The sequence below is a fragment of the Rhodobacter aestuarii genome, assembly GCF_900156655.1.
Lineage (GTDB): Bacteria > Pseudomonadota > Alphaproteobacteria > Rhodobacterales > Rhodobacteraceae > Rhodobacter > Rhodobacter aestuarii.
On record NZ_FTOG01000010.1, the window covers coordinates 65,208 to 90,532 of the forward strand.

Here is a 25,325-nt window from a genome sequence, read left to right on the forward strand (position 1 = left end):
TCGGTGAAAAATTTCATGCTTATGGTCGCACGCGTGACCGGGCTGTTGGGTACGATTGCGCTGTGGATTGCTGGCACGGGCGTCGTGATCATGACTGCCTTTATCGCGATGCAGGTCTTCTTCCGCTATGTCTTGAACTCGTCGCTGCCGTGGACAGAACCGGCGGCGGTGATGATCATGGGGTGGTTTATCTTTCTGGGGGCCGCGGTCGGTATCCGGGAAGGCTATCACCTCAGCTTCGACGTGGTGCTTTATTTCGTGCCCGAGAAGGTGAAGCTCGCGCTCTACACGATTTCGGACATCGTGGTGGGTGCATTCGCCGTAGGCATGGTGAAATACGGTTGGGAGCTGGCCGAGCGCACCGCGCATAACAAGTTGCCGAGCCTTGGTATTTCCGGCGCTTTCGACTTTTTGCCGATCGTTGTGGGCGGCTGTTTGCTGGTGCTTTTCTGCATTGAGCGGATCGCACGCCGCGCGGCTGGTCTGCCCACGTCGCGCTTCGGGGATGACCACGAAGACGAGACCCCCAAATCCACCAAAGCAGAGGCCTAAGCCATGGAACTTTGGATCCTTTTTGGCACCTTCGTGTCACTTCTGCTGATCGGCACCCCGGTCGCCTTTTGCCTTGGTGCAGCGTCCTTTGCGACGGTTGTCTATCTGGGCTTGCCGCCGGTGGTGGTGTTCCAACGGTTGAACTCTGGCGTCTCTGTTTACGCGCTGATGGCCATTCCCTTCTTCATCTACGCGGGCGATCTGATGGTGCGCGGCGATATCGCGCGGCGTCTTGTGGCGCTTGCGGGCGCGCTTGTTGGCCATTTGCGTGGCGGCCTTGGGCAGGTGAACATCATGGCTTCGGTCATGTTCGGGGGCGTGTCTGGCTCTGCCGCTGCTGACGCTTCGGCTGTGGGTGGTCTGATGGTCCCGCAGATGAAAGAGCGCGGCTATGGTACCGACTATGCGGTGAACATCACCGTTGTGGCCTCGATCATCGCGCTGATGCTGCCGCCCAGCCACAATATGATCATCTATTCGATCTCGGCGGGTGGGAAAATCTCGATTGCGGACCTCTTCACCGCGGGCATCGTGCCGGGCATCACGCTCGCGCTCTCGCTCATGGTTGCGGCCTATTTCGTGGCCAAAAAACGCGGCTATCCGACCGAGCCTTTCCCGGGATGGCACATGATGGGCCGGATCTTCGCCAATGCGGTGCCGGGCCTGATCTTGGTGGCGATCATCTTTGGCGGGGTGCGTTCGGGCATCTTTACCGCGTCGGAAAGCTCCAACATCGCCGTGGTCTACGCGATCTTTGTGACCGCGCTGGTCTACCGCACGCTGAGCTTTTCGGAGTTCGTTGCCGCGACCAAAGCCGCCGTGCGCACCACTGCGATGGTGTTGATGGTGATCGGTTGTGCGGCCGCCTTTGGTTGGTTGCTGGCGTTCTTGAAAGTCCCCACCGCCCTTGTTGGCGCGTTGCAAGACTTCTCGAACAACCCGATCGTGATCTTGCTTTTGATCAACGTCGTGCTGCTGATCCTTGGCACCTTCATGGATATGTCGCCGCTGATCGTGATCTGCACGCCGATCTTCTTGCCGGTGGCGCAGGCATTCGGGATCGACCCGGTGCATTTCGGCGTGATCTTGGTGCTTAACCTCGGCATCGGCCTGTGCACACCGCCGGTGGGGGCCGTGCTCTTTGTTGGCTGTGCAGTGGGCAAGGTCTCGATCTGGTCGGTGGTCCGCTCGATCTGGCCCTTCTACATCGCCGCTTTTGGCACGCTGATGCTGGTCACTTATGTTCCGGCGCTCTCGCTCTGGCTGCCGAGTGTGTTCCACTAAGGAGGCTTTGATGAAAAGCTACCCCGTTATCGAAACCGGACCTGGCGCATCGCGCCAGGTTCTGACCGAAACGCCTGATCTGATGGTGGTGCGCTTCGCCTTTGAGGCGGGCGGCGAGGGGCTCTTGCATTCGCACCCCCATGTGCAAACCACCTATTGCCAATCGGGCCGCTTCCGCTTCGAGCTTTCGGGCGAGCGGTTTGAGGTCGGTCCGGGCGATGCGTTTTCCATCCCATCGGGCGCAGTGCATGGCTGCCTGTGCCTTGAGCCGGGCGTGCTGATCGACAGCTTTGCGCCCCGCCGCGACGATTTTCTGTGAAAGGAGACACCATGCTGCGCGTTGAAACCCGTCACGCCGTGCATCAAGATCACGCGAAAACCCTCGATACTGCGGGGCTGCGTCAGCATTTCCTGGCAGAAAACCTGTTTGTTACGGGCGAGATTCGCTTGGTCTATACCCATTATGATCGCTTCGTTTTGGGGGGCGCTGTGCCGGGTGCGGGCACGTTGGTGCTTGATAAGGTCGAGGAAACCCGCACCCCTTCGTTCCTTGATCGGCGCGAGATGGGCATCGTCAACATTGGCGACACGGGCACCGTCACGGCGGCGGGTGAAAGCTACACGATGGAGCGCGGCGACGTGCTCTACCTTGGCATGGGCACCGGGCCGGTGAGCTTTTCGGGCGCGGGGCGGTTTTACATCACCTCGGCCCCGGCGCATCGCACCTGCCCGTCGCGGCTCATTCGCTTGGCCGATGCCAAAGAGGTCCGTCTTGGCGACACTGCCACCGCCAACAAGCGGGTGATCAACCAATTCATCCATCCGCTGGTGATGGAAAGCTGCCAACTGGTGCTGGGTTATACCACGCTTCTGGATGGCTCGGTCTGGAACACCATGCCCGCCCACACCCATGATCGCCGGATGGAGGCTTACCTCTACTGGAACATGGATGAAAAAGCCCGCGTGATGCATTTGATGGGCGAGCCCACCGAGACGCGGCACTTGTTCGTGGCCAATGAAGAGGCCGCGATCTCGCCGCCGTGGTCGATCCACTCAGGGGCGGGCACCGGGCCCTATACCTTCATCTGGGCGATGGCGGGCGACAATGTCGATTACACTGATATGGACTTCATCCAGCCGGAGGAGTTGCGGTGAACCCGTTTTCGCTAGAAGGCCGCCGCGCGCTTGTGACCGGCGCCAATACCGGGATTGGGCAGGCGATTGCGGTTTCGCTCGCCGCCCAAGGCGCGCGGGTCACCTGCGTTGGTCGGCGCGATTGTTATGAAACGGTTGCGTTGATTGAGAAGGCGGGGGGCAAAGCAGAGTCCCTTTTGCTTGATCTCGCCAATCCGATGGCGGGGCAGGGCGTGTTCGCGGGCGAAGGCTATTCGATCCTTGTGAACAACGCGGGGATCATCCGCCGTGATGACAGCCTGTCCTTCACCGAGGCCGATTGGGATGCGGTGATGGATGTGAACCTGAAGGCGGTGTTCTTCACCATCCAAGCCTTCGCCGAAGCGGCACTCGAGCAAGACAATACGCCCGCGGCTGTGGTCAACATCGCGTCGCTTTTGAGCTTCCAAGGCGGCATTCGCGTGCCGTCTTACACTGCGGCCAAACATGGCGTTGCCGGGATTACCAAGATCTTGGCCAATGAATGGGCGGCCAAGGGGATCAACGTCAACGCGATCGCTCCCGGCTACATTGCCACCAACAACACCGCGGCGCTGCGCGCTGATCCGGTGCGCAACAAAGCGATCTTGGATCGTATTCCGGCGGGCCGTTGGGGCGCGTCCGAAGATATTGGCGGCACCGCCGCTTTCCTGTGTTCTCCCGCCGCGCGCTACATCCACGGCGCGGTGCTCAATGTCGATGGAGGCTGGCTTGCCCGCTGACACTTCCCCCCGTTTGGACCGCACCCAGCCCGCCCCGAAAGTGGGCATCGTGCATCTTGGCCTTGGCGCCTTTTTCCGTGCGCATGGCGCCATTTTCACCGAAGAGGCAATCGCCGCTTCGGGGGGCGATTGGGGCATTCTGGGCGTGTCGTTGCAAAGCGCGGGCACGCGGGATGCGCTGGCGCCGCAATCGGGCACCTATATCGCGCTTGAGCTTGCGCCCGAGGGGGTGAAGCCGCGCCATGTGCAGGTGGTGACCGATGTTCTGGTCGCACCGGAAAACCCCGAGGCGGTGCTGGCCGCTATGGCGGACCCGGCGGTGAAGATCGTTTCGCTCACCGTGACCGAAAAGGGCTACTGCCACGAGCCCTCGACCGGGGCGCTGAACCTTGCCCATCCCGATATTGTGCATGATATCGCCAATGCGCTGCCGCGTTCGGCGCCGGGCTATATTGTGCGCGCACTGCAACGCCGGCAGGCGGCGGGTGTGGCGCCGTTTACAGCGATGACCTGTGACAACCTTCCCAATAACGGCAAGGTGCTGTGCGGTGTGGTGCTGGCGCTCGCGCGCGAGATTGACCCGGCCTTGGCCGATTGGATCGAGGCGGAGGGCCGCTTCCCGGCAACGATGGTGGACCGGATCGTCCCCGCCACGAAGCCCGAAGATATTGCACAAGTGACGGATCTCATTGGCTGCCATGATGCGGCTCCGGTGATGCATGAACCCTTCCGCCAGTGGGTGATTGAGGACACGTTTGTGAACGATGAGCGGCCCGATTGGGGCGCTGTGGGCGCGCAAATGGTTGCCGATGTTACGCCCTACGAGCATATGAAGCTGCGTATGCTCAACGGCACGCATTCTTCACTGGCTTATCTGGGCTATCTGGCGGGCCATGAGACCATTGCCGAAGTGATGGCCGATGAGGTCTTTGCGCGGTTTGTCAAAAAGCTATGGATGGATGAAATCATCCCGGCGTTGACGCCGCCCCCCGGTGAAAGCCTTGAAGCCTATGCCGAGGCGCTGGCCGCGCGTTACGCCAACCCTGCGATCCGGCACCGGACGTGGCAAATCGCGATGGATGGTAGCCAAAAACTGCCGCAGCGCATTTTGGGCACTTTGGCGGAAGACATTGTCGTCGGGCGCAAGGCGCCGGGTCTCGTGCTCGCGGTGGCGGCATGGATGCGCTACGTCGGCGGCGTCGATGAAACGGGCGCACCGATTGAGGTGAAAGACCCGCTGGCGGCGCAGTTGCGCACGCTTTCGGACAGCAGCGCGTCCCCGGCTGGCAAAGTGGCGGCGCTTTTGGGGCTGCGCGAGGTGTTTTCGCATGAGATGGCCGAAATGCTGCAAATGCCGGTGACCGAAGCCTATGGGCGGTTGCTTGAAGTGGGTGCGCGTAAGGCGATTGAGGAGGTGCTCTGATGGAAGAATGCTGGCGTTGGTACGGACCTGACTTCGACCGCCTCACCTTGCCTGAAATCGCGCAAACGGGCGCCACGGGCATTGTGCATGCGCTTCATGAAATCCCCTATGGTGAGGTCTGGTCGCGCGAAGCGATCGCCGCGCGCAAGGGCCAGATTGAGGCTGCGGGCTTTCGTTGGTCGGTCGTGGAGAGCCTGCCGATCCATGAACGGATCAAACGCGATGACGGTGATCTGAGCGCGCTTTTTGCCAACTACCGGCAGTCGATGGCGAACCTTGCCGCCGAGGGCATTGAGGTGATCTGCTACAACTTCATGCCGGTGCTGGATTGGACCCGGACCGATCTGCAAGCGCCCTTGGCGCGTGGCGGGACGTGTTTGCGGTTCGAGGCTTACCGGATGGCGGCCTTTGAAATCCATATGCTGGGCCGCGCAGGCGCGGAGAATGACTATTCCCCCGAGGTCTGCGCGCGGGCGAAAGCGTGGTTCGAGGCGAGCACCGAAGCGGATCGCAATGCGCTTTTGCATGCGATCATGTCGGGCCTGCCCGGGGCCTTTGACCGCTATGATATTGACGGTCTGCGGGGCCAATTGGCACTGTATGACGGCATTGGTCGCGAAGAAATCCGCCGGAACTACAAGCGCTTCTTGGAAGAGGTGATCCCGACAGCGGAAGAGCTTGGTATTCGGATGTGCGTGCACCCCGATGACCCGCCGCGCGATATTTTGGGCCTGCCGCGTGTGGTCTCGAATGCCGAAGACATTGCGTGGATCTTGCAAGCGGTTGAAAGCGTGGCGAACGGGCTGACACTGTGCACCGGCTCGCTGGGCGCAAACCCGGCCAATGACCCGGCAGCGATTGCGGCACAATTCGCCGCGCGCATTCACTTTGCCCATCTGCGCAATGTGAAAAAAGACCCCGATGGCAGCTTTGAAGAAGCAGCGCATCTGGGCGGCGACACCGATATGGTTGCCGTGGTGAAAGCGCTTTTGGCCGAAGAAACGCGCCGCGTGGCCGAGGGCCGCTCCGATGCGGTCATTCCGATGCGCCCCGATCATGGGCAGGAACTGCTGTCCGACATCGGGCGCGGCACCTTCCCGGGCTATCCGCTGATTGGGCGGATGCGCGGCTTGGCCGAATTGCGCGGTGTGATGGCGGCTTTGGCCCATGGCTGAGGTGTTGATCCTCAACCCCGCTGATACGGTGGCGGTGCTGACCGCCCGCGCGGCGGCGGGGGCGGACCCGCTTGGTCTTGGGGCGGGCCTTCCCGCGCCCTTGGCAGCGGGGCACAAAATCGCGCGGGTTGCGATGGCGCCGGGCGATGCGGTGGTGAAATTTGGCCAGATCATTGGTTTGGCCACCGAAGCCATTGCGGCGGGCGCGCATGTACACAGCCACAATTGCGCCTTCAGCGACCATGATCGCGCCTATGCGGTGGGCGCAGATTTGGCGCAGGCGGAGGCGGCTGTTCCCGCGATGGAGCCGCGCAGCTTCATGGGCTATCAGCGCGGCGATGGCCGGGTTGGCACGCGCAATATGGTGGCGCTCTGCGCGACGGTGAACTGCTCGGCCACTGTCATTCGCCATGCCGCGCAAGAGCTGATCGCCGAAGGCGCGCTGAAAGACTTCCCCAATGTCGATGGTATCGCCGCTTTTGCGCATGGTACGGGCTGCGGCATGGCTGCGACCGGGCGCGGGGCGGATAACCTAGAGCGCGTGCTTTGGGGAACCGCCACCCATCCCAATGTGGGGGCGACGATCTTTGTGGGTCTGGGCTGCGAGGTGATGCAGGTCGCGCGGATGCAAGCACGCTTTGGCGATGCCGGCGCAGAGCGGTTTCACGGCCTGACGATCCAAGAAATGGGCGGCACCCGTGTCACGATTGAGAAGATCAAAGCCGAGGTGCGCCGCCTGCTGCCGCAGGTGAACGCGATCACGCGTCAGCCTTGCCCGGTTTCGGCCCTGACGATTGGCCTGCAATGCGGCGGGTCGGATGGCTTTTCGGGCATCACCGCAAACCCGGCACTTGGAGTGGCCTCTGACATGATCGTGGCGCAGGGCGGCACGGTGATCTTATCAGAAACGCCCGAGATTCACGGGGCCGAACAGCTTTTGCTACGCCGCACGACGGCTGATGTGGCTGACAAGCTCACCGGCTGTTTGGCGTGGTGGGAAGACTATTCCGCCCAAGGCGGCGGGTCGATGGACAACAACCCCTCTCCGGGCAACAAGCAAGGTGGTATCACCACGATCTTGGAAAAGTCGCTTGGTGCTGTCGCCAAGGCGGGCTCCACCCCCTTGCGCGCCTATTATGACTATGCCGAACAGGTTACGGCCAAGGGCCTCGTCTATATGGATACGCCCGGCTATGATCCGGTTTCTGCCACCGGGCAGATTGCGGGCGGGGCGCAGTTGATTGTGTTCACCACCGGGCGCGGCTCTGCCTTTGGCTCAAAACCCGCTCCCACAATCAAGATTGCCACCTCGGATCGGCTGTTTGCGGCTATGCCCGAAGATATGGATCTGAACGCCGGCGATGTGCTTGCGGGGGTAACTTTGGCCGAGAAGGGCGCGCAAATCTTTGAAGAGATCTTGCGCGTGGCCTCGGGCGGTGTGACGAAATCTGAGGCCCAAGGCCTTGGTGATAATGAATTCCTGCCGTGGCAGGTTGGCGCGGTAATGTGAGGACCCCATGAAGATTGCCTGTGTTGGCGAAGCGATGATCGAGTTGAACCCGGATCGCGCGGGGGCCCAAATCGGCTATGCGGGTGACACGCTCAACACCGCGATCTACCTCGCACGCGGGTTCCCGCAGGCGCAGGTTGAGTTTGTGACGGTGCTGGGCAGTGACGCGATGTCGGCGCGGATGGAGGCGTTTATTCGCTCCGAAGGGGTGGGAACGTCTTGCATCACCCATCACGCCGACCGTCTGCCGGGTGTCTATGTGATTGCCACCGACGCGGCTGGGGAGCGCAGCTTTAGCTATTGGCGCAACCAATCCGCCGCGCGCACGCTTTTTGAAGATGGGTTCGCCCAGCTTGAAGGCATGGATGTGATCTATCTCAGCGCCATCACGCTTGCGATCTTGCCGCCCGATGTGCGTGCGCATCTGATCGAGCATTTGGCGCAGCATCAGGCGACGGTGGTGTTTGACAGCAACTACCGCCCGCGTCTGTGGGAAAACGAGACGACCGCCCGCAAGACAATCTCGGCAGCTTGGGAAGTCACCGATATCGCGCTGCCCTCGGTCGATGACGAGATGGCGCTTGGTGGCGAGAGCGATCCGGTTGAAGTGCTCAAACGGTTCCGCGCGGCGGGGTTCACCGAAGGCGCGCTCAAATGCGGCGCGGCCGGGGCCATGCCTTTTGATGCTACTGTGACCGCGCCGCCCTATGCGCCTGCGCCGCGTGTGGTGGATACCACCGCCGCCGGCGACAGTTTCAACGGCGCCTATCTGGCGGCGGTGCTTCAGGGCGCTTCTGAGGCCGAGGCTTTGGGGCGCGCGCATCTGCAAGCCTGTGCGGTGATTGCACAACCGGGCGCGATCATCCCGCGCTAAGGGCGGCTTGGCGGTGCGATGTTCTGCATCGCATCGGTGCAAAATGATGCATCATTTGATGATTTGATGTGATTTAGGCCCGCTTGAGCGGGCCTCTTTCATTTGGGTGCGGGGGCAATGCTAGACCGATGCGCCCACCCTCCTTAGGCAGAGGCAGTGCTTCCAGCCTTGAGGATGATATGGATCTGAGCCTTTCCCACGAGCAAAAACTTCTTGTGCAAACTGTGCGCGATTTCATTGCCGAAGAGCTTGCGCCGCTTGAGGCGGAGGTCGAGGAAAACGGCGCTTTGGCGCAGGAAAAGGCTGATACGATCTTTGCGAAAAGCCGCGACCTTGGGCTTTATGCGATGAACATCCCCGAAGAATTTGGCGGCGGCGGTCTCAGCGCTTTTGACACGATGCTGGTCGAGGAACAGTTTGGCCGCACCACCGATATTTTGGTGCGCCGCGCCTTTGGCAACGTGTATGAAGTGCTGCTCGCCTGCCAAGGCGAACAGATCGAGCGTTGGCTGACCCCGACCGTGCGGGGGGGGCGCGTCTGCTCCATCGCCATCACCGAACCCGGTGCGGGCTCTGACGCAGCTTCCATCCGCACCAAAGCGGTGGAAAACGGGCAGGGGGGCTGGAAGCTTTCGGGCTCCAAACACTTCATTTCGGATGGCTTTGTGTCGGACTTTTTCGTTGTCTCTGCGGTCACAGACCCAGACAAAGGCGCGAAGGGTATCTCTTTGTTCTTGGTTGATAAAGGCGCGCCGGGGCTGACCATTGGGCGCGATCAGCCAATGATGGGGCTGCGCGGCACGTCCCATGTAGAACTCAGCTTTGATGAGGTGCCGCTGAAGCCCATCCATATGCTGGGCGAGCGCGGCATGGGGTTCCGCATGGCGCTTGGGGTTTTGGGCCGGGTGCGGCTGGCGCAGGTGGGCGCGCGCTCGATTGGCAAGGCCACCAAAGTGCTGGATCTGATGATCGACTACGCGCGTGAACGGAAGCAATTCGGCCATGCGATTGGCGAGTTCCAACTCGTGGCGCAGATGCTGGCCGACAGCGCGATGGAGATCAACGCGGCGCGTTTGGCGCTGTGGCAAACCGCTGTGGAGATTGACGAGGGTAAAGACCCGCGCACGCGCATCAGCCTTGTGAAGGTGCAAGCGGCAGAAACGCTAGGCAGGGTGGTTGACCGCGCGGTGCAGGTCTTTGGCGGGATGGGCTTTTGCAAAGACCTGCCGATTGAGCGCTATTACCGCGATGCCCGCATCTACCGGATTTTTGACGGCACCTCGGAAATTCACCGCACCGTTATGGGGCGCTCTTTGATGAAGGGTGAGCCGGGCCTTTACGACCCGTTTGCATGATGCATCAATGAGCGTAGGAAACGATCAGGCGCTGCCCTTTTACAGAAGGTGCAGCGCCTCTTCGGCTTCAATCTCGCGCAGCTGCGCGAGCATCCGCACCGGAGCATTGGCCGCGCCCATGCCCGTATAGCCGCGCCGTTCCACCACCTCAAAGAAGAAGCCGTTGATCGCGCGGGTATAAAGCTGCAGGTAGGTGCCGCGCTCATCGCGGTCATACATCAAATTGCCCTCGCGCAGGCGGGCGATGAAATCGGGCGCAAGGTCGAAGCGCAGCGCCAAATCTTCATAGTAATTTGCCGGCACGCTTAGCAGGTCTTGCGGTTCCATTTTCGCGGCTAGGCCAAAGATTTCGTCGCTTGCAAGCGCGATATGATGGAAGGGCGCAAAGCCCGATTTGCCAAGGAAGCGCTGCGTCGTGGTGCCCGCGCCAAAGCTCGCGTTGAGTGACATGCGGAAAGCGGCGCTGTCGTTGACGAGCGTGCGCGAATGCACCGTTCCATGCGGGTCAAGCACGTCGCGCAGCTCGTGCGCGCGTAAATCAAAGGTGGCGCGGTAGAACAGAAGCCCCGACAGGAACAGGTTCGGCTGCAGCGCTTGCGCGACATGGTCGATATGGGTAAGCCCATCGCCCGGTTTCGCCCCCGTCGCGGTGAATTCAGAGCCCGGGGTGAACGCCTCGGGCTGCAAGAACAGCACCGATCCGCCGGGGCCGCGCAGCCGCGCCAGCCCATAGGGCTCGGCCAGTTCCACCGCCTCGCCATGAAAGCGCCCGATCCGGTCGAGCATCAGCGGCATATCGTTGACGACAAGGCCGACCCCAGAAACAGAGGCGCCCTGCACAAGATAGATCGAATGCGCAAGGCCGCGCGCTGCAGTGTTCAGCGCAAGGGTGATTTGCCCCTGTCGCCACAGGCTGACGGCCCCGTTTTCATGGGTTTTGGCAAAGCCAAGCGCGGTGAACAGGCGGATGAAATCGTCGGCATCCTCACCTTGCGCGGTGAACTCGACAAGCCCCGGGGCCTGCACGTCCGAACGCGGATGCGCCCCGCGGGCATGGGTTTCTTCGAGCAGGTGAAAGGCCCGCATCGCATCTTCGGCAATCCGCGTGGCGGGCAAAGAGCGGATCTGGTCGTTGAAGGTCTCAATCGAGAGCGGGCCTTCGAAGCCTTGCACCACAAGCTGGCTGTAAAGCGCGGCGACGGGCAGCGTGCCTTGCCCCGGAAACAGCCGAAAAGAGGCGGCAATCAGCGCCGGGTCAATGCGGGTGGTGGGCGTGTCGGCGAGGTGAACCAAAAAGATGTCCTTCGGTTCAATCTCGCGCAGGGTGGCCAGCGCATCTTCCAGCGAGCCACTGGCCGAGGCGAACAGGTGCACTGTGCCGATCACAAGGCCGAAATTGGCGCGCCCCACGGCCTTCACAGCCTCATAAGCGGCGGTGACGGAGGTGATCTGGCGCGACGAGGCCAGCGCCTCATAGCCCACTTTCAGCCCGCGCGACGCGGCCATATCGGCCAAAAGGCGCAAATCTTCTAGCGCACCAGCGGCATTGCTGTCGGCGCGGGTATTGGCGCACAGGATCAGCATTTCCGCGCCGATCCGCTGCGCAAGGTCGAGGAACTTTTCCGCCCGTGCCAAAGCCTCGGTCCGCGCGGCGCCTGTCAGCCCCTCAAAGTCGCGCAAAGATTGCAGCGACAGGATTTTGATCCCAGCTTCGCGCGCGAAGGGGCCGATATCGTCGGGCGTGCCCTCAAAGCCGATGATGTCTTCGCGGAAAAGCTCAATCGCGTCGAAGCCATTTTCGGCGGCGGCGGTGATCTTATCTTCAAGCTGGCCGGAGAAGGAAATCGAGGAGATCGCGCGCATCAGGGCCTCCGGGCGGTGCAGTGATCTGCAAGCGGTTGTTATTCTTGATCTGGGGGCCGTTGCTGGCCCGGTTCGGCGCCAGTTTAGTCGAAGCCGGGCGGCAGGTGCAAACCGCAAATGGGGAGGGAGCGCTTTGCCCTGCCGCCCGCCTTATTCCCTGCCCGCTGGCCCACGTGGCAGGGTCCAGGGCCGCCGGGGTAGGGGCGGCCCGTGGTTCTGGTTTAGTCGGTGGTCACGTGACCCACGCCGCCCTCGGGCGAGTAGATGTCAAGGATGTTCCAATGACCCGAGGTGGGGGTGGGGTTGTTGATCATCGCGACATCAATCACCGTGGGCTTGCCCGAGGCAATCGCGGCCTCTAGTGCCGGTTTGAACTCGGCGGCGGAGGCCACACGCACACCTTCCACGCCATAGGCGCGGGCGATGGCGGCGTAATCGGGCGTTTGCTCCAGCGGGCTTTCGGCCTTTTGGAAGGTGGTGCCGTAGGTCAGATCATAATGCGCCTTTTGCAGCCCCGCGATGGTGCCAAAGGCGTTGTTGTTCATCACCACCCAAATCACGGCGAGCCCCTCAGCCGCAGCCGTCGCCAGAACGGCGGGGTTCTGGCCAAAGCCCCCATCCCCCACAAGCGAGATCACCACGCGATCAGGGGCCGCCACTTTGGCGCCCACAGCGGCGGGCGGGCCAAAGCCCATCGTCGCAAAACCACCCGGGATCAGGATCGAGCCGGGGGTGTAGATGTCAAACTGCTGCGCGACGCCGTTTTTGTTCCAACCCACATCCGAGGTCAGGATTGCGTCGCGCGGCATCGCGGCGCGCAGATCGGCCAAGATGCGCTCTGGCATCATCGGGAAGGCGTCTGAGGTTTGCATCGCTGTGTTCGAGGCTTTGAACTCGGCGCGGAACTTCGCGATTTCGGCGACCAGTTCGGGGCGTTGCACGCCTTCGGGGCACATCTCTTTGGCGACCCGCACCAGCACTTTCAGCGCGGCTTTCAAGTCTGCCACCGCGCCAATGTCGACCGGGTAATTGCGCCCGATTTCTTGCGGCTCGATGTCGATATGGATCAGGCTGGTTTTGCCCGGCCCAATGTCGAACGTATATTCCGGATACCACGAGGAACTATCGGCTTCCTTGAAGCGGCTGCCAAGCGCCAAGAGCCAATCCGCCCCAAGCGTTTGCGCATTGGTGAAGCTTGTGCCCCAAAAGCCGGTCATCCCCAGCACCAGCGGATGATCATCTGGCAGGCAGCCTTTGCCCATCAGCGAATGGGCGACGGGCAATTGCAGATGGTCAACCAGCGCTTTGAGCTCATCCCACGCTTTCGCCAGCGCGACGCCGCCGCCGGCGTAGATCACCGGGCGCTCTGCGGAAAGCAGTTTGCCGACAATCTCCCGCGCGGTTTCGTCATCGAGCGAGGGTTTGCGCAGTTCTTTGGCATTGGCCGAGAGCCGATCCCACAGCGCATTCGGAACCTGCGCCGAGAAGTAATCCATCGGCACGTTCACAAGCACAGGGCCGGGTTGGCCGGATTCCGCCAAAGCGAAGGCTTTTTCCATGATTTCGGGCAGCAGTTCGGGGGTATCGACCCGCCAAGCGCGTTTCACGAAGGGGCGGTAAATCTCATACTGGCTGCCATCGGCGTGCAGGTTCACCTCTTGGTGCGGGTGCTTGCCGTAGTAATAAGACGGGATATCGCCCGCGATCACCACCATCGGGATGCAATCAAGCGCGGCATTCGCCACTCCGGTGGCCGCATTGGTCAGGCCCGGGGAAAGGTGGCTCAGCACGACCGAGGCTTTTCCGGTTACCCGCGCATAACCATCGGCGGCGTGGCTCGCGATTTGCTCATGGCGCACGTTCACAAACTCAATGCCGCTTTCCGCCATCGCCGCCAAAACGGCGATATTGGTGTGCCCGCACAGGCCAAAGACGTGTTTCACGCCCCGGCCTTCAAGGTAGCGGCAAAGCTGGTTCGAGATCAGGTCTTTGCCCGGTTCGATATGCGTCGTGACCATTCTTACATGACCTCGGTGTTGTAGAATTCGCCAAAGAGCTCTTCGTCCGAGGGGCGGTCCATCGGGATCGGGCGCGCGACCCACGTCACGTTCATGTAGTGCTTGAGCGAGACGTTCTCGTTGGTGATGTTGCCGCCCCAGATGCCGCAGCCAAGCGACGAGGTCATTGGCATGCCGTTTTCAAACGAACCCGCATTGGCCTTGGATTGCGGCTGGCGCACCATCACGCGGCTGACCGGCGCGTTTTCGGCGTGGCGCAGGATATGCTCTTCGTTGAAGGAATAAATCCCGCAGCTATGGCCCTTGCCGCCCACGTCATAGATCGCGCGGACTTTGGCGAGCGCATCGTCAAAGTCGGCGGCTTTATAAAGCGCCATCGTGACCGAGAGTTTCTCGCCCGAGAATTTATGCTCTTTGCCGATCTCGTCTTGTTCGACCATCAGGAACTTGCGGTCTTCGGGGATGGTGAAGCCCGCAAATTCGGCAATCCGCTGCGCGGCAATCGCCACGGTTTCAATGCGGCGGGAGCCGTCTTCTTTCCACAGTGCTTTCGCCAGAAGCTCTTTTTCTTCGGCGGTGCACAGATAACCACCTTCGCGGATCAGCGCGGCTTTCATTGCGTCATAAACAGCGGAATGGATGACCAAGTTGCCATCGGCCGAACAGCCCGAGCCGAAATCCGAGGTTTTCGAGATGCGCGAGTTCATCGCCGCTTCATCAATATCGGCGTCGGCATCAATCACCATCGTCGCATTGCCCGCGCCCACGCCATAAGCCGGTTTGCCCGAGGAATAGGCCGCCTGCACCATCGGCTTGCCGCCCGTCGCCATCGTCAGATCGCAATGGGCCATCAGGTAATCGGTCATCGGGATCGAGGGGTTCTCGACACATTGGAAAATGTCGCGCGGCGCGCCCAGTTTGGCGAGCGTTTCGCGCATCACGCGCACCATCTCAAAGGTGGTTTTCTTGGCCCGCGGGTGGGGCGAAAAGATCACCGCGTCTTTGCATTTGATCGCATAAATGCCGGTCACCGGGGGGGTGAGCTCGGGGTTGGTGGTCGGAATGAGCGAGGCAATGACGCCTGCGGGCTTGGCAATTTTGGTCAAGCCTTTTGCGGTGTCTTCTTCGATCACGCCAACCGATTTGCCGCGCAAAGCATCGCGCAACACGCCCAAGATTTTGAAGCGTTTGCCCGCGCGGCCCGCACGGTCGCCAATGCCGCTTTCATCCACGCCCATCTGGGCAATGCGCAAGAAGGTGGTTTCGTTGCCGCAGTTCCAGCCAAGCGCACGGGCCAGACGGTCCACCTGCTCTTGATCGTAGTCTTTGATTTCTTCCATCGCGGCACGCGCGCGGGCGATCATCGCATCGGCGGTCGCCATTTCTTCTTGGGTGAGTTCACGGGCCATATTGGGTCTCCTGAGTGGCTGGCGCTCAAGCGGCGCTGACGGTGGCGGCTTCGCCATCGTCGAAAAAGCGTTTCGCGGCCATAAGCGCGCGGCGGGCGTGTTCGGTGGGGCCAAGAACGGCCATGCGCTCGGCATTGGGCAGTTCAATGGCAATATCGGCCTCGGGGAAGGTGGCGGCGATCATCGCGAAAGGAATGACCCCCTCGCCCGGATAAAGCCGCGCATCGCGGGCGATATGGATCATTTCGGCCTTGGATAAGGCCATGTGATGGGTGTCATTCACATGCAGGAAATTGACCCATTTCTTCGGCACGCGGGCAAGATCGGCAAGCTTCCCGCCGGTGAAATAGTGATAGAGCGTGTCGATCAAAAGACCTTGGTTCGGCGCGCGCGTCAGCGTCAGCACCTCTTGCGCATCTTCAATGCAGCACAGCCGCGAAAAGGCCGGGTATTCAAGGTTCACCGTCAACCCATATTGCGACCCAAGGGCGCAAATCTCGCCAAAGCGCTCGACGATAAATGGCAGGTCGTTGCGGACATCCGTCCAAGCCGAGGAAATGGCTTGGGTGCAGCCCAATTCGGCAGCGGCGGCAAAGGCGCGCTCATAGTCAGCGGCGGGCGTTTCGCGCAGGATGCGCGCCAGTTCCACGTCATAGGCTTTCAGCCCGCGCGCCTGCAATTCCGCCTTGGTTTCGCGGATCATTTGTGCGTCGCACGGGTCGCAATCGGGCTCACCCGCCACGCCCATGTGAATGAGCCGGAAGCTCGCCGCATCATAGCCCGCGTCGGCCGCCACAGTGACCAGCTCGCGCGGGGTGAGGCCCGGAACCGTTAGATATTCAAGGGCATAGATACGGCTCATGCGGCATTCTCCTGCGCTTCACCGGGTTGGAAAATATGGCCCATGCGGCCGGGCAGGGGGCGGTCAAGCTGTGCTTCGGCGCGGGCCACGGCGCTGCGCAAGGCGCGCCAGTTGATGCCGCTTTCAAAGCCCATTTCTTCCAGCGCAAAGGCCACATCTTCGGTGGAAATGTTGCCAGCGGCTTTCGGGATGAACGGGCAGCCACCAAGGCCACCAAGCGCAGTGTCAAAGACCCGCACGCCCGCTTGCAGACCCGCCAGCATATTCGCCATGCCAAGCCCGCGCGTGTCATGCAGATGAAGCGACAGCGCCACTTCAGGGGCAATGGCGTCGCGCACACGGGTGCACAGGTCGGCCACCTGCACCGGATTGGCGAGGCCTGCCGTATCGGCCAAGTTGATTTCGCTGACTCCAAGCGCGGACCATTGCTTGGCAATGGAAATCACCACCTCGGGGTCGATCTTGCCTTCAAAGCCGCAGCCAAGGGCCGATTGAATGCCTGCGCGCACGGCAATGCCATCGGTAAGCGCTGCTTCAATCACCGGCGCCATCGCGGCGCGGCCTTCATCGACGCTGCGGTTGGTGTTCTTCCGGCTATGCGTTTCTGAGGCAGAGACCGAAAGCGACAGATGCTTCAGCCCCACCGCCTGCGCGCGTTTGAGCCCCGCGCCATTGAGCACGAGCGCGGTGTAGGTCACGCCCTCGGCTTCGGGCAGTACCGCGCAAAGCTCATCGGTATTGGCCATCGTCGGCACCCATTTTGGATGCACAAAGCTGCCCACTTGGATGCGCTTCACCCCGGCGGCCATCAGATCGCGCACATAGGCCAGCTTTTCTTCAACCGAGAAAACCCGCGCCTCGTTTTGCAAGCCGTCGCGCAGGAATTCGTCTTCAATGAGCACGCTGTTCGATAAGGTCATGGTCTTTCCCGCTCCCGTTCGGGGTCGGCGCGACCATAAGGCTCGCATTACATAACAACAAATATCCGTATTTGCCTTGATGCGTATGCGATGTTAATTTCTGTGCGCGTGATAGGGAGGTCCCATGCTGACATTGCGGCAAATTGAGGTGATCCGGGCCATCTTGATTACCGGAACGGTCAAGGGCGCGGCGGATTTGCTGGGCGTGTCTGCGCCGGGCATCAGCCGGGTGATGAAGCACACCGAAAGCCAATTGGGGCTGCGACTTTTTTCGCGCGCGCATGGGCGTTTCGCGCCAACCGAAGAGGCGCGGGGGATCTTTTCTCAGATCAACGAGGTCTTCGCCAAGGTGGAGAACCTGCAAAGCTCGATTGATATGCTCAAGCGCGGCGAAAGCCGGGTGTTTGCTTTTGCCTCTGTGCCCTCGATTGCGCAGCGCGTCCTGCCCTATGCCGTGCGGCGGCTGCGCGAACGCTACCCCGATCTGCGCATGACCATCGACCAAACGAAGATCGAAGAGAGCATCGACTATCTTTTGCTGCGCAAGGGCGAGTTGGTAGCCAATAGCTTCAAGATCGACCATCCGGGGCTGACCTGCCTGCCTTTGGGCACCGGGCGGGTGGTGGCTTTGGTGCCCGAAGGGCATGAACTGGCCGAGGAGCCACGTGTTTCGATCCATGATCTGGCGAAAAACCCGATGATCGGGATTTCCCCGTCGGACCCCTATGGGGCGATTGTTGCGCGGCCTTTGAAAGATGCGGGGCTGCCGGTGGATTTCATCATCGAGGCACGCTTCGGCCAAACCGTGCAAGCCTTGGTGCGCCAAGCGGTGGGGGTGGCGTTGATTGACGAATTCTCGGTTGCCGATCAGAACCTAGAAGGGCTCAAGGTGATCGCGCTGAAGGAACCCACCACCTTCCGCACCTATGCGGTGGTGAACAGCGAAACTCCGCGTTCGATCTTTGCCGAAGAGCTGATTGAACTTTTGCGCGCGGAAATGCGGGCCGTGACCACGGTGGGTTAAAACTTCCGCGACGGCGGGCTGGACGGCGCGGTTTTGATGCCTCATCTTGCCCGCATGAGCGATCACGACAAGCAAAAGCCCCGCATTTCCGATATTGCCCTTTTGGCAGGGGTGGGCACCGCCACCGTTGACCGGGTGCTGAACGGCCGCCCAGGGGTGCGGAGCGCCACGGTTGAAAAGGTGCGTGCGGCAGAGCGGGAATTGGCGGCGTCGGGCGCGCGGCCAAAGCTGATGCAGCCCGCGCCGGCTGGGCTCGCGCTGCGCGCTTTCCTTGGCGGGCCGCCGGGGTTTGCCAATGACAATTTGGGCCGATGCCTGCGCGCAACCGCGCGCCAAAAAGGGGTGGCGCTGCGGCTCGATTTTGTCAAACGCACCGATGTAGTCACTTTGGCCGAGGCCTTGTTGGCCTGTTTGGGCGATGGCACCGGGGGGGTTATCGTGCAGCCGGTCGAGCATCCACTGGTGCGTGACGCGATTGGCAAATTGATCGCTGCGGGCGTTCCCGTGGTCAGCGTGCTGACAACTTTGCCGGGGCTGACGGGCCTGCCCTATATCGGGCTTGATAACCGCGCGGCGGGTCGCCTAGCCGGACAAATTTTGGGCAATATGATGGGAAAGAAAGGGAAAATCGCCTATTTCTTTTCGGAAGCGATCTACCGCAGCCATGAAGAGCGCGAGGCGGGCCTGCGCTCGATCTTGCGCGAAGACTTTCCTGCCATTGAGGTGGTCGAAACGCTTTCGACCAATGACACGCCCGAAGAATGCTTCCGCCTGGCCACAACGCTTTTGAAGCGTTTTCCTGCGCTGGAGGGGATTGTAAACTTTGCGGCGGGCAACCGCGGGATTGAGCGCGCGCTGTCTGATGCCGGGCGCGGGCAAGATCTGTGCTTTGTCACATTTAACCTCACAGCGCTGTCGAGGGCCGCGCTAATCGAGGGGCGGATGGCGGCGGTGATCCATCAAGATATGGAGGTGATTGCGTCGCGCGCTGTGGCGGCTGTCATCGCGCAGCATCGCGGCACGGCCCCCGATCTACGCCCGATTCCGGCAGAACTGATCTTGCGCGAGAATATCCGCGATCTTGATGGTGAATGATGCATCAATTGATGTTCTGAGGCGGAAAACAGACGCGCTGCCGCTTGTTCGGGCCTCGGCTTGGCTCGGAACGCTTGGGAAGGCGCAGGCGGCCCTATAGCTAGGGCGCAAGAAAAGGAGCCTGCGATGACCAACCCCACCGCGCCGCTGCCCCTTCAGGGCATTAAGGTGATTGATTACAGCCACTTCCTTGCCGGGCCGTTCCTGTCGCGCCAATTGGCGGCGCTGGGTGCTGATGTGATCAAGGTGGAGCGGCCGCGTGCGGGCGATGCGGGGCGCGCTTCGCCCACGCAGCGCGAGGGCGTTTCGGGGTATTTCCTGCAACAGAACATGGGCAAGCGGGGCCTATGCCTTGATCTGCGCCAGCCGCAAGCGGTGGAATTGATGAAGCGCCTTGCCGCCACGGCTGATGTCTTCGTCGAAAACTACCGCCCCGGCGCGCTGAAAAAGCTCGGGCTGGGCTATGAGGAGCTCTCTGAACTGAACCCGCGGCTGATTTATGCCTCTGTCTCCGCCTTTGGGCATTCTGGGCCTTTGTCGGAACGCCCCGGCTTTGGGCTGATTGCCGAGGCGATGTCGGGCGCGATGTCGATTGTGGGCACCGAAGGCGCACCGCCGCCGCTGTTCCGGATGCCTTTGGCCGATATGTATACCGGCAGCCATGGGGCGACCGCCGTTTTGGCGGCGATCATCAGCCGGATGCAAACCGGGCGTGGCCAGCATGTCGATCTTGCGCTTTATGACTGCATGGTCTCGATGCATGACTACGCGCTGCAAGGCTATCTGATGTCAGACGGCGCAGAAATGCCCAAGCGCACTGGCGATAACCTCCCCGATTCCACGGTTTACGGCTGTTTCTCGGCGCCCGATGGCGATCTGGTGATCGCCGCGCAGGTCGATGATACGTGGTTGAAGCTTGCGCATCTGATTGGGGGTGAGGCGCTTGCCGCCGATGTCCGCTTCCACGGTGCGGCCAATCGCAATGACCACAATGCCGAGGCGATTGTGCTGGTGCGGGCATGGTGTGCCGCGCAATCCAGCCGCGCCGCCGCCCTTGCCGCGTTGGATGCGGCTGGTGTGCCTGCGGCCCCCATTCAAACCATTGCCGAAGTGGCAAATGACCCGCAGGTGGCCGCGCGCAATATGGTGCTGGAACAAGATCACCCGAAACTGGGCAAGGTGAAAGTGCCGAACCTGCCGTTCAAATTCTCGGGCCTTGATCTCGGCACGCCGGTCGCCGCGCCGGGGCTGGGCGAACACAACCGGGATTTGGCACTTGAGCTTGGCTTCTCCGATGCCGAGGTCGATGCGATGCTGGAAAGCGGGGCGCTTTACACCAGCGCCGACTGACGGGGGGTTAGACCCCCATCAGCGTGATCAGCGCCGTCAGCGTGATGAAAGAGACCGCGGTGGTGAAAATCACCGCGCTTGCCGCAAGTTGCGGGCGACCATAGTTGAGCCCGAACAGCGCAAAGCTCGACATCATCGGCACGGCAGCGGTCAAAATGCCCGCCTTGGCCATGGTGGGCTCGACCCCGAAACCAAACATCAAAGCGGCGGTGACGGTCGGGAAGACAATCAGCTTGATGGGGATCAGTCGCAGCGCGCCGCCCGCAATTGCGCTGGCTTTCAAATCCGCGACCGCCGCGCCAATCACCAAAAGCGCCACCGGAGCCGCGACGGGCCCTAACATCTCAAATGTGCGGATAAGCGGTTCGGGCAGTGGCAACCCCGTTGCCCCAAAGGCAAGCCCCGCGACCGAGGCGATCAGAAGCGGGTTGCGCGCCGTGGTGCGCAGTAAGCTCTTGGCACTGATGCGCCCGCCCGCCGTGTCGAGGTAGCCAATCGCCAGCGGCAAAACGACCAAGTTTTCGACCAGCAGGTTCAGCGCAAAGACCCGCAGCGCGAGTTCATGGCCGAAGACCATGGTGACGACGGGCAACCCAAAATAGGCCGAGTTCGAGACCGAGGCGCCCATCGCTTCCAGCCCCGCCTCTGTCCGGCCATTGCCAAGCGCTTTGGAAAGCGCAAGCGTTCCGCCCCACATGATGACCGAGGCCAGCGCATAGGCCGCTAAGAAGCCGGGGCGGATCGTTTCGTGCAAAGGCGCGCTGGACAGCGCGTAAAACAGCATCGCCGGGATGAAGACCCGCAATACCAGCCGCCCCAGAGAGCCCATTTCGGCGCCCGCGACCCAATTTGTGCGCACCACCACATAGCCCGCTGCCACCAGCAGATAGACGGGCAGCAGCAGAGCAAGGACGGTCAGCATGGGCTTATTTCGACAAAAGTGAGCAGGCGCGGCGCACGCAAAGTTCGTAGCCTTCAACGCCAAAGCCCGCCATTACGCCATCGGCGCGGCCCGATACAAAGCTGTGGTGGCGGAAGCTTTCGCGCTTATGCACGTTCGAGATGTGGCATTCGAACACCAGCCCGTCATAGGCGTTGAGCGCATCCAAAATGGCGACCGAGGTATGGGTGAACGCGCCGGGGTTGATGACGATCGCGGCGGCTTCTTCCCGGGCGCGTTGGATCGTGTCGATGATCACGCCTTCATGGTTTGATTGAAACAGCTCAATCTGAAAGCCAAGGCTTGTCGCAAGCGCACGGCAGCGGGTTTCCACGTCGTCCAGCGTGTCTGCGCCGTAAATCTCGGGCTGGCGCTTGCCGAGCAGGTTCAGGTTGGGGCCGTTCAGGATGAAGATGGTCTTCGACAATTTTGCCTCCCGTCAAAGGTTCGGCGAACCCTAACTTGCGGCGCGCGCGGGTTCTATTGCAATTGCGAAATTCATCCCTGTGTTGATGTTAATTTTTTGCTCGAAAAATGCGCTTAAATGCATGTGTATGCTTTGAAAATCATGGTTCGGGGGAGGGGTGCGGGCTAGATTGGCGCATCTTTCGCGCCCCGACTCGTCGCGCTTTCGCGATGCTCGGCCCAACGGAACCGGACTTCATGACGCAACAACCTTCGCCGCGCACTTTGCGCCTCGGCCTGATTGGCGGCAACATCACTGCCACCCGTTCGCCCGCGCTGCATGTGACCTGTGGGCTCTCGCTCAACCGCAATGTGACCTATGACCTGATCATCCCGGCAGAGCGCGGCAAAGGCTTTTCTGAGGTGTTGGCCGATTGCGCGGCGCAAGGCTTTGATGGGGTGAATGTCACCTATCCGTTCAAAGAAGAGGCTGCCGCCCAAGTGCAACCGGGCGACCCTGTGGTGGCGGCGATGGGCGCGGCCAACACGGTCAAATTCACGCCGATGGGGCCTTTGGCGTTCAATACCGATCATTCGGGCTTCAAGGCCGCTTACCACGCCACTTTCGGCGCGGTGCTGCCGGGGCGTGTGCTGCTGCTGGGCACCGGCGGCGTGGGCCGTGCGGTGGCTTTTGGGCTGGCCGACCTGCACGCGACCGAACTTGTGCTGGTCGATATGGACCCGGCCAAGGTCGAAAGCTTGGCGGCAGCCCTCGCCAGCCATGCGCCTTTGATGAAAGTGACCGCAGGCAGGGCGGAAAACGCGGCGGAGCTGTCCGGTTTTGATGGGGTGGTGAACTGTACGCCGCTTGGCATGGTGGGGCGTGAGGGTTCACCCCTGCCCGAAGGCGTGACCGGCGCGCCGCGTTGGGCCTTTGATGCGGTTTACACGCCGATCAACACGCAGTTCCGCGCGCAGGTGGAGGCGCTCGGGGCAGAGTTCCTCTCGGGCTATGAGCTTTACTTCCACCAAGGGATTGATGCGTTCGAGATTTTCTCAGACCAGCACGTTGCCGCGCCCGCATGGGTGCGTGAGATCATTCAACGCGGCAGCTAAGCGCCTCAGTGCCTTGAAAACACCGCCCCGAACCGACCTTTAGGGCAGGTTCGGGCGCTTTGCGCCAATTCGGGTTTGCCGGATTGGCCCTTATGCTGCATGCTGGACCAAGCATTTTTACGATGGGGTCCGTTTCATGACAGTCGACCTGCGTCAATCGGATCGGCTCGGGCGTCTGAAAACTGCGCTCGGTGACGATGTTTTGGTTTTGCTCCGTTTCGAGGGCACCGACTATTTGAATGATCTGTTCGAGTATCGCGTGGAAGCGCTCTCGACCGATGCCGATATCAACTTCGATGATCTGATTGGCACGCATGCCACGGTGGAAATCGAAAACGGCGACGAGGACCGACCCTTCGATGGGATCGTGACGCGTGCGCGCTGGATTGGCCCAGGCGAAGGCGGGCACCGCTATGAGATGGTGCTGCGTCCGCGTGTTTGGTTGGCGAGCCTCCGGCGCAACCAGCGGATCTTCCACAATATGACCGTCGTCGACATTCTTGGCGAATTGCTGGGCGATTATGGCGGTCTCGATGTTATGGTGATGCGCAACTATCCCGAACTCGAATATACCGTGCAATATCGGGAGAGTGATCTGGCCTTTGCGCGGCGCCAGATGGAGCGCTTCGGGATCAGCTTTCATTTCCTCCACGAAGTCGGCAATCACCGCATGGTGCTGACCGATGATCCAAGCGCCCATGAAACGATTGGCACGCGCGCCTATGTTGGCTTTGACGCGCATCACCAATCTGATGAAGAACATTTCTGGAGTTGGGAAACCGAGCGGAACCTGACCACAGGCGCGATCAAGCTCACGGATTACGAGTTCAAAAAGCCCAATCAGGCGATGGAAGTCGTGCAGCAGGGCGATGCGCAATATGCCGAAGGCTCGATTGAAAGCTTTGACTACCCCGGCGATTATCTGAGCCAAGGCGATGGGCGGGCGATGGTGCGGCTGGGCCTAGACCGTGCACGCGGCGGCGATGCCCGCGTGCGCGCCTCGGGCGATGTGGTGACGCTTGCGGGTGGGCTCCGGGTGACGCTTGGGAGCGAGCAAGGCAGCAATGGGAAGGTGCCGGGGCAGGGGGATAGCTACATCTGCCTGTCGGCGCATCATCGTTTTGTCGGCGAAGGCTATGCCACGTGCGGCGCAGATGCTGACGAGGTCGCCTTCCGGGGGGCTTATGTGCTGATCCCCGAAAAAAGCCCGCTGGCACCGCCTTTGCGCAGCCCTATTCCCTCGGTGCAGGGGCCACAAACCGCGAAAGTGGTGGGCGAAGGAGAGATTGACTGCGACGAGCATGGCCGGATTTTGGTGCAGTTTCACTGGGATCTGGACGGTGCATATTCGATGCGCTGCCGGGTCAGCCAAAATTGGGCGGGCGCGGGCTGGGGGGGGATGATCATTCCGCGCATCGGCATGGAAGTGGTGGTCGAATTCCTTGAAGGTGACCCGGATAAGCCGCTGGTCACGGGCTGCGTTTATAACGGGTCAAACACGCCGCCCTATGATCTGCCCGGCAAGAAAACCGTCAGCACGTGGAAATCCAACACCCATAAAGGCAGTGGGTATAACGAGTTCCGCTTTGAAGATGAGGCGGGCAGTGAAGAGGTCTTTATGCATGCGCAAAAAGACCACAACACGGTGATCGAGAACGACGAAACCCACCAGATCGGCCATGACCGGGCGAAGACGGTTGGCAATGATCAGTCCGAGCAGATCGGCCATGATAAGTCGAGCACGGTGGGCAACGATAAGACAATTACTGTCGCAAACAATCATACTGAGTCCATCGGCCACGACATGGTTTTAACGGTCGGGAACAACACGACCACGACCGTCGGCGCAAGTGCGACCACAACGATTGGGGCGGCTTCATCGCTTACGATTGGGGCGGATTCGGCGACAACTATCGGGGCCGGTTCGACCTATGTCGTGAGCAATGATGCGATTGAATCGATTGGGTCGTCACATAGTGTCAGCATCGGCAAAAGCGCGAGCGAAACCGTTGGCAAAAGTAAGACGGTGGTGGTTGGCGATGAATTGGCGCTGATCGTCGGCAAAAGCCAATTGATCATGAAAAAAGACGGCACGATCACGCTGACGGGCAAGAACATCACCGTCACGGGGTCGGGCAATGCCACCATTACGGCCAAGGGCAAGATGGTGCTGAAGGCCAGTTCGACCGTGACGGTCAAAGGATCGAAAGTGCTGCAAAACTAGAGGGCAGGGCCCGATTTTCGGAGACAGGATT

General features: G+C 61.1%; 22 protein-coding genes. 15 read left to right on the top strand and 7 right to left on the bottom strand.

Annotation, left to right across the window (positions count from 1 at the left end; translation table 11 throughout):
• Positions 1-3 precede the first annotated feature (3 nt).
• From BW967_RS14465 to BW967_RS14510, 10 genes are all read left to right on the top strand, one after another.
• Positions 4-552 carry a TRAP transporter small permease gene (locus tag BW967_RS14465; RefSeq protein ID WP_076485805.1) on the top strand — a complete coding sequence of 183 codons (549 nt, stop codon included), beginning with the start codon at positions 4-6 and terminating at the stop codon, positions 550-552.
• Between the two features lie 3 nt (positions 553-555).
• Positions 556-1,836 (top strand): TRAP transporter large permease, encoded by a 1,281-nt coding sequence (locus BW967_RS14470; protein WP_076485806.1) that lies wholly within the window; start codon positions 556-558, stop codon positions 1,834-1,836.
• Between the two features lie 10 nt (positions 1,837-1,846).
• Positions 1,847-2,155, top strand: coding sequence for a cupin domain-containing protein (locus BW967_RS14475; protein WP_076485807.1), 309 nt, complete (start codon positions 1,847-1,849; stop codon positions 2,153-2,155).
• Between the two features lie 11 nt (positions 2,156-2,166).
• Positions 2,167-2,991 (top strand): 5-dehydro-4-deoxy-D-glucuronate isomerase, encoded by an 825-nt coding sequence (kduI, locus tag BW967_RS14480; RefSeq protein ID WP_076485808.1) that lies wholly within the window; start codon positions 2,167-2,169, stop codon positions 2,989-2,991.
• The gene (gene kduD / locus BW967_RS14485) at positions 2,988-3,731 is read left to right on the top strand and encodes a 2-dehydro-3-deoxy-D-gluconate 5-dehydrogenase KduD (protein ID WP_076485809.1); all 744 of its coding nucleotides are present in this window, start codon (positions 2,988-2,990) and stop codon (positions 3,729-3,731) included. The genes kduI and kduD overlap by 4 nt, the downstream gene beginning before the upstream one ends.
• Positions 3,721-5,154 (top strand): mannitol dehydrogenase family protein, encoded by a 1,434-nt coding sequence (locus BW967_RS14490; protein WP_373455193.1) that lies wholly within the window; start codon positions 3,721-3,723, stop codon positions 5,152-5,154. The genes kduD and BW967_RS14490 overlap by 11 nt, the downstream gene beginning before the upstream one ends.
• Entirely contained in the window at positions 5,154-6,329 is a 1,176-nt protein-coding gene (gene uxuA, locus BW967_RS14495) for a mannonate dehydratase (protein WP_076485810.1), read from the top strand. Before BW967_RS14490 ends, uxuA begins: the two co-directional genes overlap by 1 nt.
• Positions 6,322-7,839, top strand: coding sequence for a UxaA family hydrolase (locus BW967_RS14500; protein ID WP_076485811.1), 1,518 nt, complete (start codon positions 6,322-6,324; stop codon positions 7,837-7,839). Before uxuA ends, BW967_RS14500 begins: the two co-directional genes overlap by 8 nt.
• Before the next feature lie 7 nt (positions 7,840-7,846).
• A complete protein-coding gene (locus tag BW967_RS14505) occupies positions 7,847-8,713 on the top strand; it encodes a sugar kinase (protein ID WP_076485812.1) in 867 nt (288 codons plus the stop codon).
• 179 nt (positions 8,714-8,892) lie between these two features.
• On the top strand, positions 8,893-10,068 hold the full coding sequence (locus BW967_RS14510; protein ID WP_076485813.1) for an acyl-CoA dehydrogenase family protein: 1,176 nt from the start codon (positions 8,893-8,895) through the stop codon (positions 10,066-10,068).
• Between the two features lie 39 nt (positions 10,069-10,107).
• Here BW967_RS14510 and BW967_RS14515 read toward each other — a convergent pair whose 3' ends face one another.
• From BW967_RS14515 to BW967_RS14535, 5 genes are all read right to left on the bottom strand, one after another.
• Complete coding sequence (locus tag BW967_RS14515) at positions 10,108-11,931, bottom strand: sugar phosphate isomerase/epimerase and 4-hydroxyphenylpyruvate domain-containing protein (protein WP_076485814.1); 1,824 nt, start codon at positions 11,929-11,931, stop codon at positions 10,108-10,110.
• A 221-nt stretch (positions 11,932-12,152) separates the two neighbouring features.
• Positions 12,153-13,949, bottom strand: a complete 1,797-nt coding sequence (locus tag BW967_RS14520; RefSeq protein WP_076485815.1) for a thiamine pyrophosphate-binding protein — start codon at positions 13,947-13,949, stop codon at positions 12,153-12,155.
• A gap of 2 nt (positions 13,950-13,951) precedes the next feature.
• Positions 13,952-15,358 (bottom strand): aldehyde dehydrogenase family protein, encoded by a 1,407-nt coding sequence (locus BW967_RS14525; RefSeq protein ID WP_076485816.1) that lies wholly within the window; start codon positions 15,356-15,358, stop codon positions 13,952-13,954.
• 25 nt (positions 15,359-15,383) lie between these two features.
• Complete coding sequence (locus tag BW967_RS14530; protein ID WP_076485817.1) at positions 15,384-16,220, bottom strand: sugar phosphate isomerase/epimerase family protein; 837 nt, start codon at positions 16,218-16,220, stop codon at positions 15,384-15,386.
• A complete protein-coding gene (locus BW967_RS14535; RefSeq protein ID WP_076485818.1) occupies positions 16,217-17,140 on the bottom strand; it encodes a hydroxymethylglutaryl-CoA lyase in 924 nt (307 codons plus the stop codon). Before BW967_RS14535 ends, BW967_RS14530 begins: the two co-directional genes overlap by 4 nt.
• Before the next feature lie 124 nt (positions 17,141-17,264).
• On the opposite strand from BW967_RS14535, the gene BW967_RS14540 reads away from it, so the two are divergent.
• From BW967_RS14540 to BW967_RS14550, 3 genes are all read left to right on the top strand, one after another.
• A complete protein-coding gene (locus tag BW967_RS14540; RefSeq protein ID WP_076485819.1) occupies positions 17,265-18,164 on the top strand; it encodes a LysR family transcriptional regulator in 900 nt (299 codons plus the stop codon).
• Between the two features lie 36 nt (positions 18,165-18,200).
• Positions 18,201-19,259, top strand: coding sequence for a LacI family DNA-binding transcriptional regulator (locus BW967_RS14545; RefSeq protein WP_083952274.1), 1,059 nt, complete (start codon positions 18,201-18,203; stop codon positions 19,257-19,259).
• Positions 19,260-19,385: 126 nt separating this feature from the next.
• Positions 19,386-20,609 carry a CaiB/BaiF CoA transferase family protein gene (locus BW967_RS14550; protein ID WP_076485820.1) on the top strand — a complete coding sequence of 408 codons (1,224 nt, stop codon included), beginning with the start codon at positions 19,386-19,388 and terminating at the stop codon, positions 20,607-20,609.
• Between the two features lie 7 nt (positions 20,610-20,616).
• Here the strand turns inward: BW967_RS14550 and BW967_RS14555 are convergent, their stop codons facing one another.
• The gene (locus BW967_RS14555; protein ID WP_076485821.1) at positions 20,617-21,531 is read right to left on the bottom strand and encodes an AEC family transporter; all 915 of its coding nucleotides are present in this window, start codon (positions 21,529-21,531) and stop codon (positions 20,617-20,619) included.
• Between the two features lie 4 nt (positions 21,532-21,535).
• Entirely contained in the window at positions 21,536-21,976 is a 441-nt protein-coding gene (aroQ, locus tag BW967_RS14560) for a type II 3-dehydroquinate dehydratase (RefSeq protein ID WP_076485822.1), read from the bottom strand.
• A 236-nt stretch (positions 21,977-22,212) separates the two neighbouring features.
• Here aroQ and BW967_RS14565 point away from each other — a divergent pair, with 236 nt between their 5' ends.
• On the top strand, positions 22,213-23,070 hold the full coding sequence (locus tag BW967_RS14565) for a shikimate dehydrogenase family protein (protein ID WP_076485823.1): 858 nt from the start codon (positions 22,213-22,215) through the stop codon (positions 23,068-23,070).
• 136 nt (positions 23,071-23,206) lie between these two features.
• The gene (locus tag BW967_RS14570; RefSeq protein WP_076485824.1) at positions 23,207-25,294 is read left to right on the top strand and encodes a type VI secretion system Vgr family protein; all 2,088 of its coding nucleotides are present in this window, start codon (positions 23,207-23,209) and stop codon (positions 25,292-25,294) included.
• The last annotated feature ends 31 nt before the right edge of the window (positions 25,295-25,325 follow it).

What these genes read in the sequence shown, in the direction of transcription:
- BW967_RS14535 (WP_076485818.1), bottom strand. Translation starts at nt 17,140, where the DNA reads ATGACCTTATCGAACAGCGTGCTCATTGAAGACGAATTCCTGCGCGAC.
- BW967_RS14570 (WP_076485824.1), top strand. Translation starts at nt 23,207, where the DNA reads ATGACAGTCGACCTGCGTCAATCGGATCGGCTCGGGCGTCTGAAAACT.
- BW967_RS14505 (WP_076485812.1), top strand. Translation starts at nt 7,847, where the DNA reads ATGAAGATTGCCTGTGTTGGCGAAGCGATGATCGAGTTGAACCCGGAT.
- BW967_RS14540 (WP_076485819.1), top strand. Translation starts at nt 17,265, where the DNA reads ATGCTGACATTGCGGCAAATTGAGGTGATCCGGGCCATCTTGATTACC.
- kduI (WP_076485808.1), top strand. Translation starts at nt 2,167, where the DNA reads ATGCTGCGCGTTGAAACCCGTCACGCCGTGCATCAAGATCACGCGAAA.
- BW967_RS14565 (WP_076485823.1), top strand. Translation starts at nt 22,213, where the DNA reads ATGACGCAACAACCTTCGCCGCGCACTTTGCGCCTCGGCCTGATTGGC.
- BW967_RS14515 (WP_076485814.1), bottom strand. Translation starts at nt 11,931, where the DNA reads ATGCGCGCGATCTCCTCGATTTCCTTCTCCGGCCAGCTTGAAGATAAG.
- BW967_RS14550 (WP_076485820.1), top strand. Translation starts at nt 19,386, where the DNA reads ATGACCAACCCCACCGCGCCGCTGCCCCTTCAGGGCATTAAGGTGATT.
- BW967_RS14545 (WP_083952274.1), top strand. Translation starts at nt 18,201, where the DNA reads ATGCCTCATCTTGCCCGCATGAGCGATCACGACAAGCAAAAGCCCCGC.
- BW967_RS14470 (WP_076485806.1), top strand. Translation starts at nt 556, where the DNA reads ATGGAACTTTGGATCCTTTTTGGCACCTTCGTGTCACTTCTGCTGATC.
- uxuA (WP_076485810.1), top strand. Translation starts at nt 5,154, where the DNA reads ATGGAAGAATGCTGGCGTTGGTACGGACCTGACTTCGACCGCCTCACC.
- BW967_RS14525 (WP_076485816.1), bottom strand. Translation starts at nt 15,358, where the DNA reads ATGGCCCGTGAACTCACCCAAGAAGAAATGGCGACCGCCGATGCGATG.
- BW967_RS14520 (WP_076485815.1), bottom strand. Translation starts at nt 13,949, where the DNA reads ATGGTCACGACGCATATCGAACCGGGCAAAGACCTGATCTCGAACCAG.
- BW967_RS14500 (WP_076485811.1), top strand. Translation starts at nt 6,322, where the DNA reads ATGGCTGAGGTGTTGATCCTCAACCCCGCTGATACGGTGGCGGTGCTG.
- BW967_RS14555 (WP_076485821.1), bottom strand. Translation starts at nt 21,531, where the DNA reads ATGCTGACCGTCCTTGCTCTGCTGCTGCCCGTCTATCTGCTGGTGGCA.
- BW967_RS14475 (WP_076485807.1), top strand. Translation starts at nt 1,847, where the DNA reads ATGAAAAGCTACCCCGTTATCGAAACCGGACCTGGCGCATCGCGCCAG.
- BW967_RS14530 (WP_076485817.1), bottom strand. Translation starts at nt 16,220, where the DNA reads ATGAGCCGTATCTATGCCCTTGAATATCTAACGGTTCCGGGCCTCACC.
- BW967_RS14510 (WP_076485813.1), top strand. Translation starts at nt 8,893, where the DNA reads ATGGATCTGAGCCTTTCCCACGAGCAAAAACTTCTTGTGCAAACTGTG.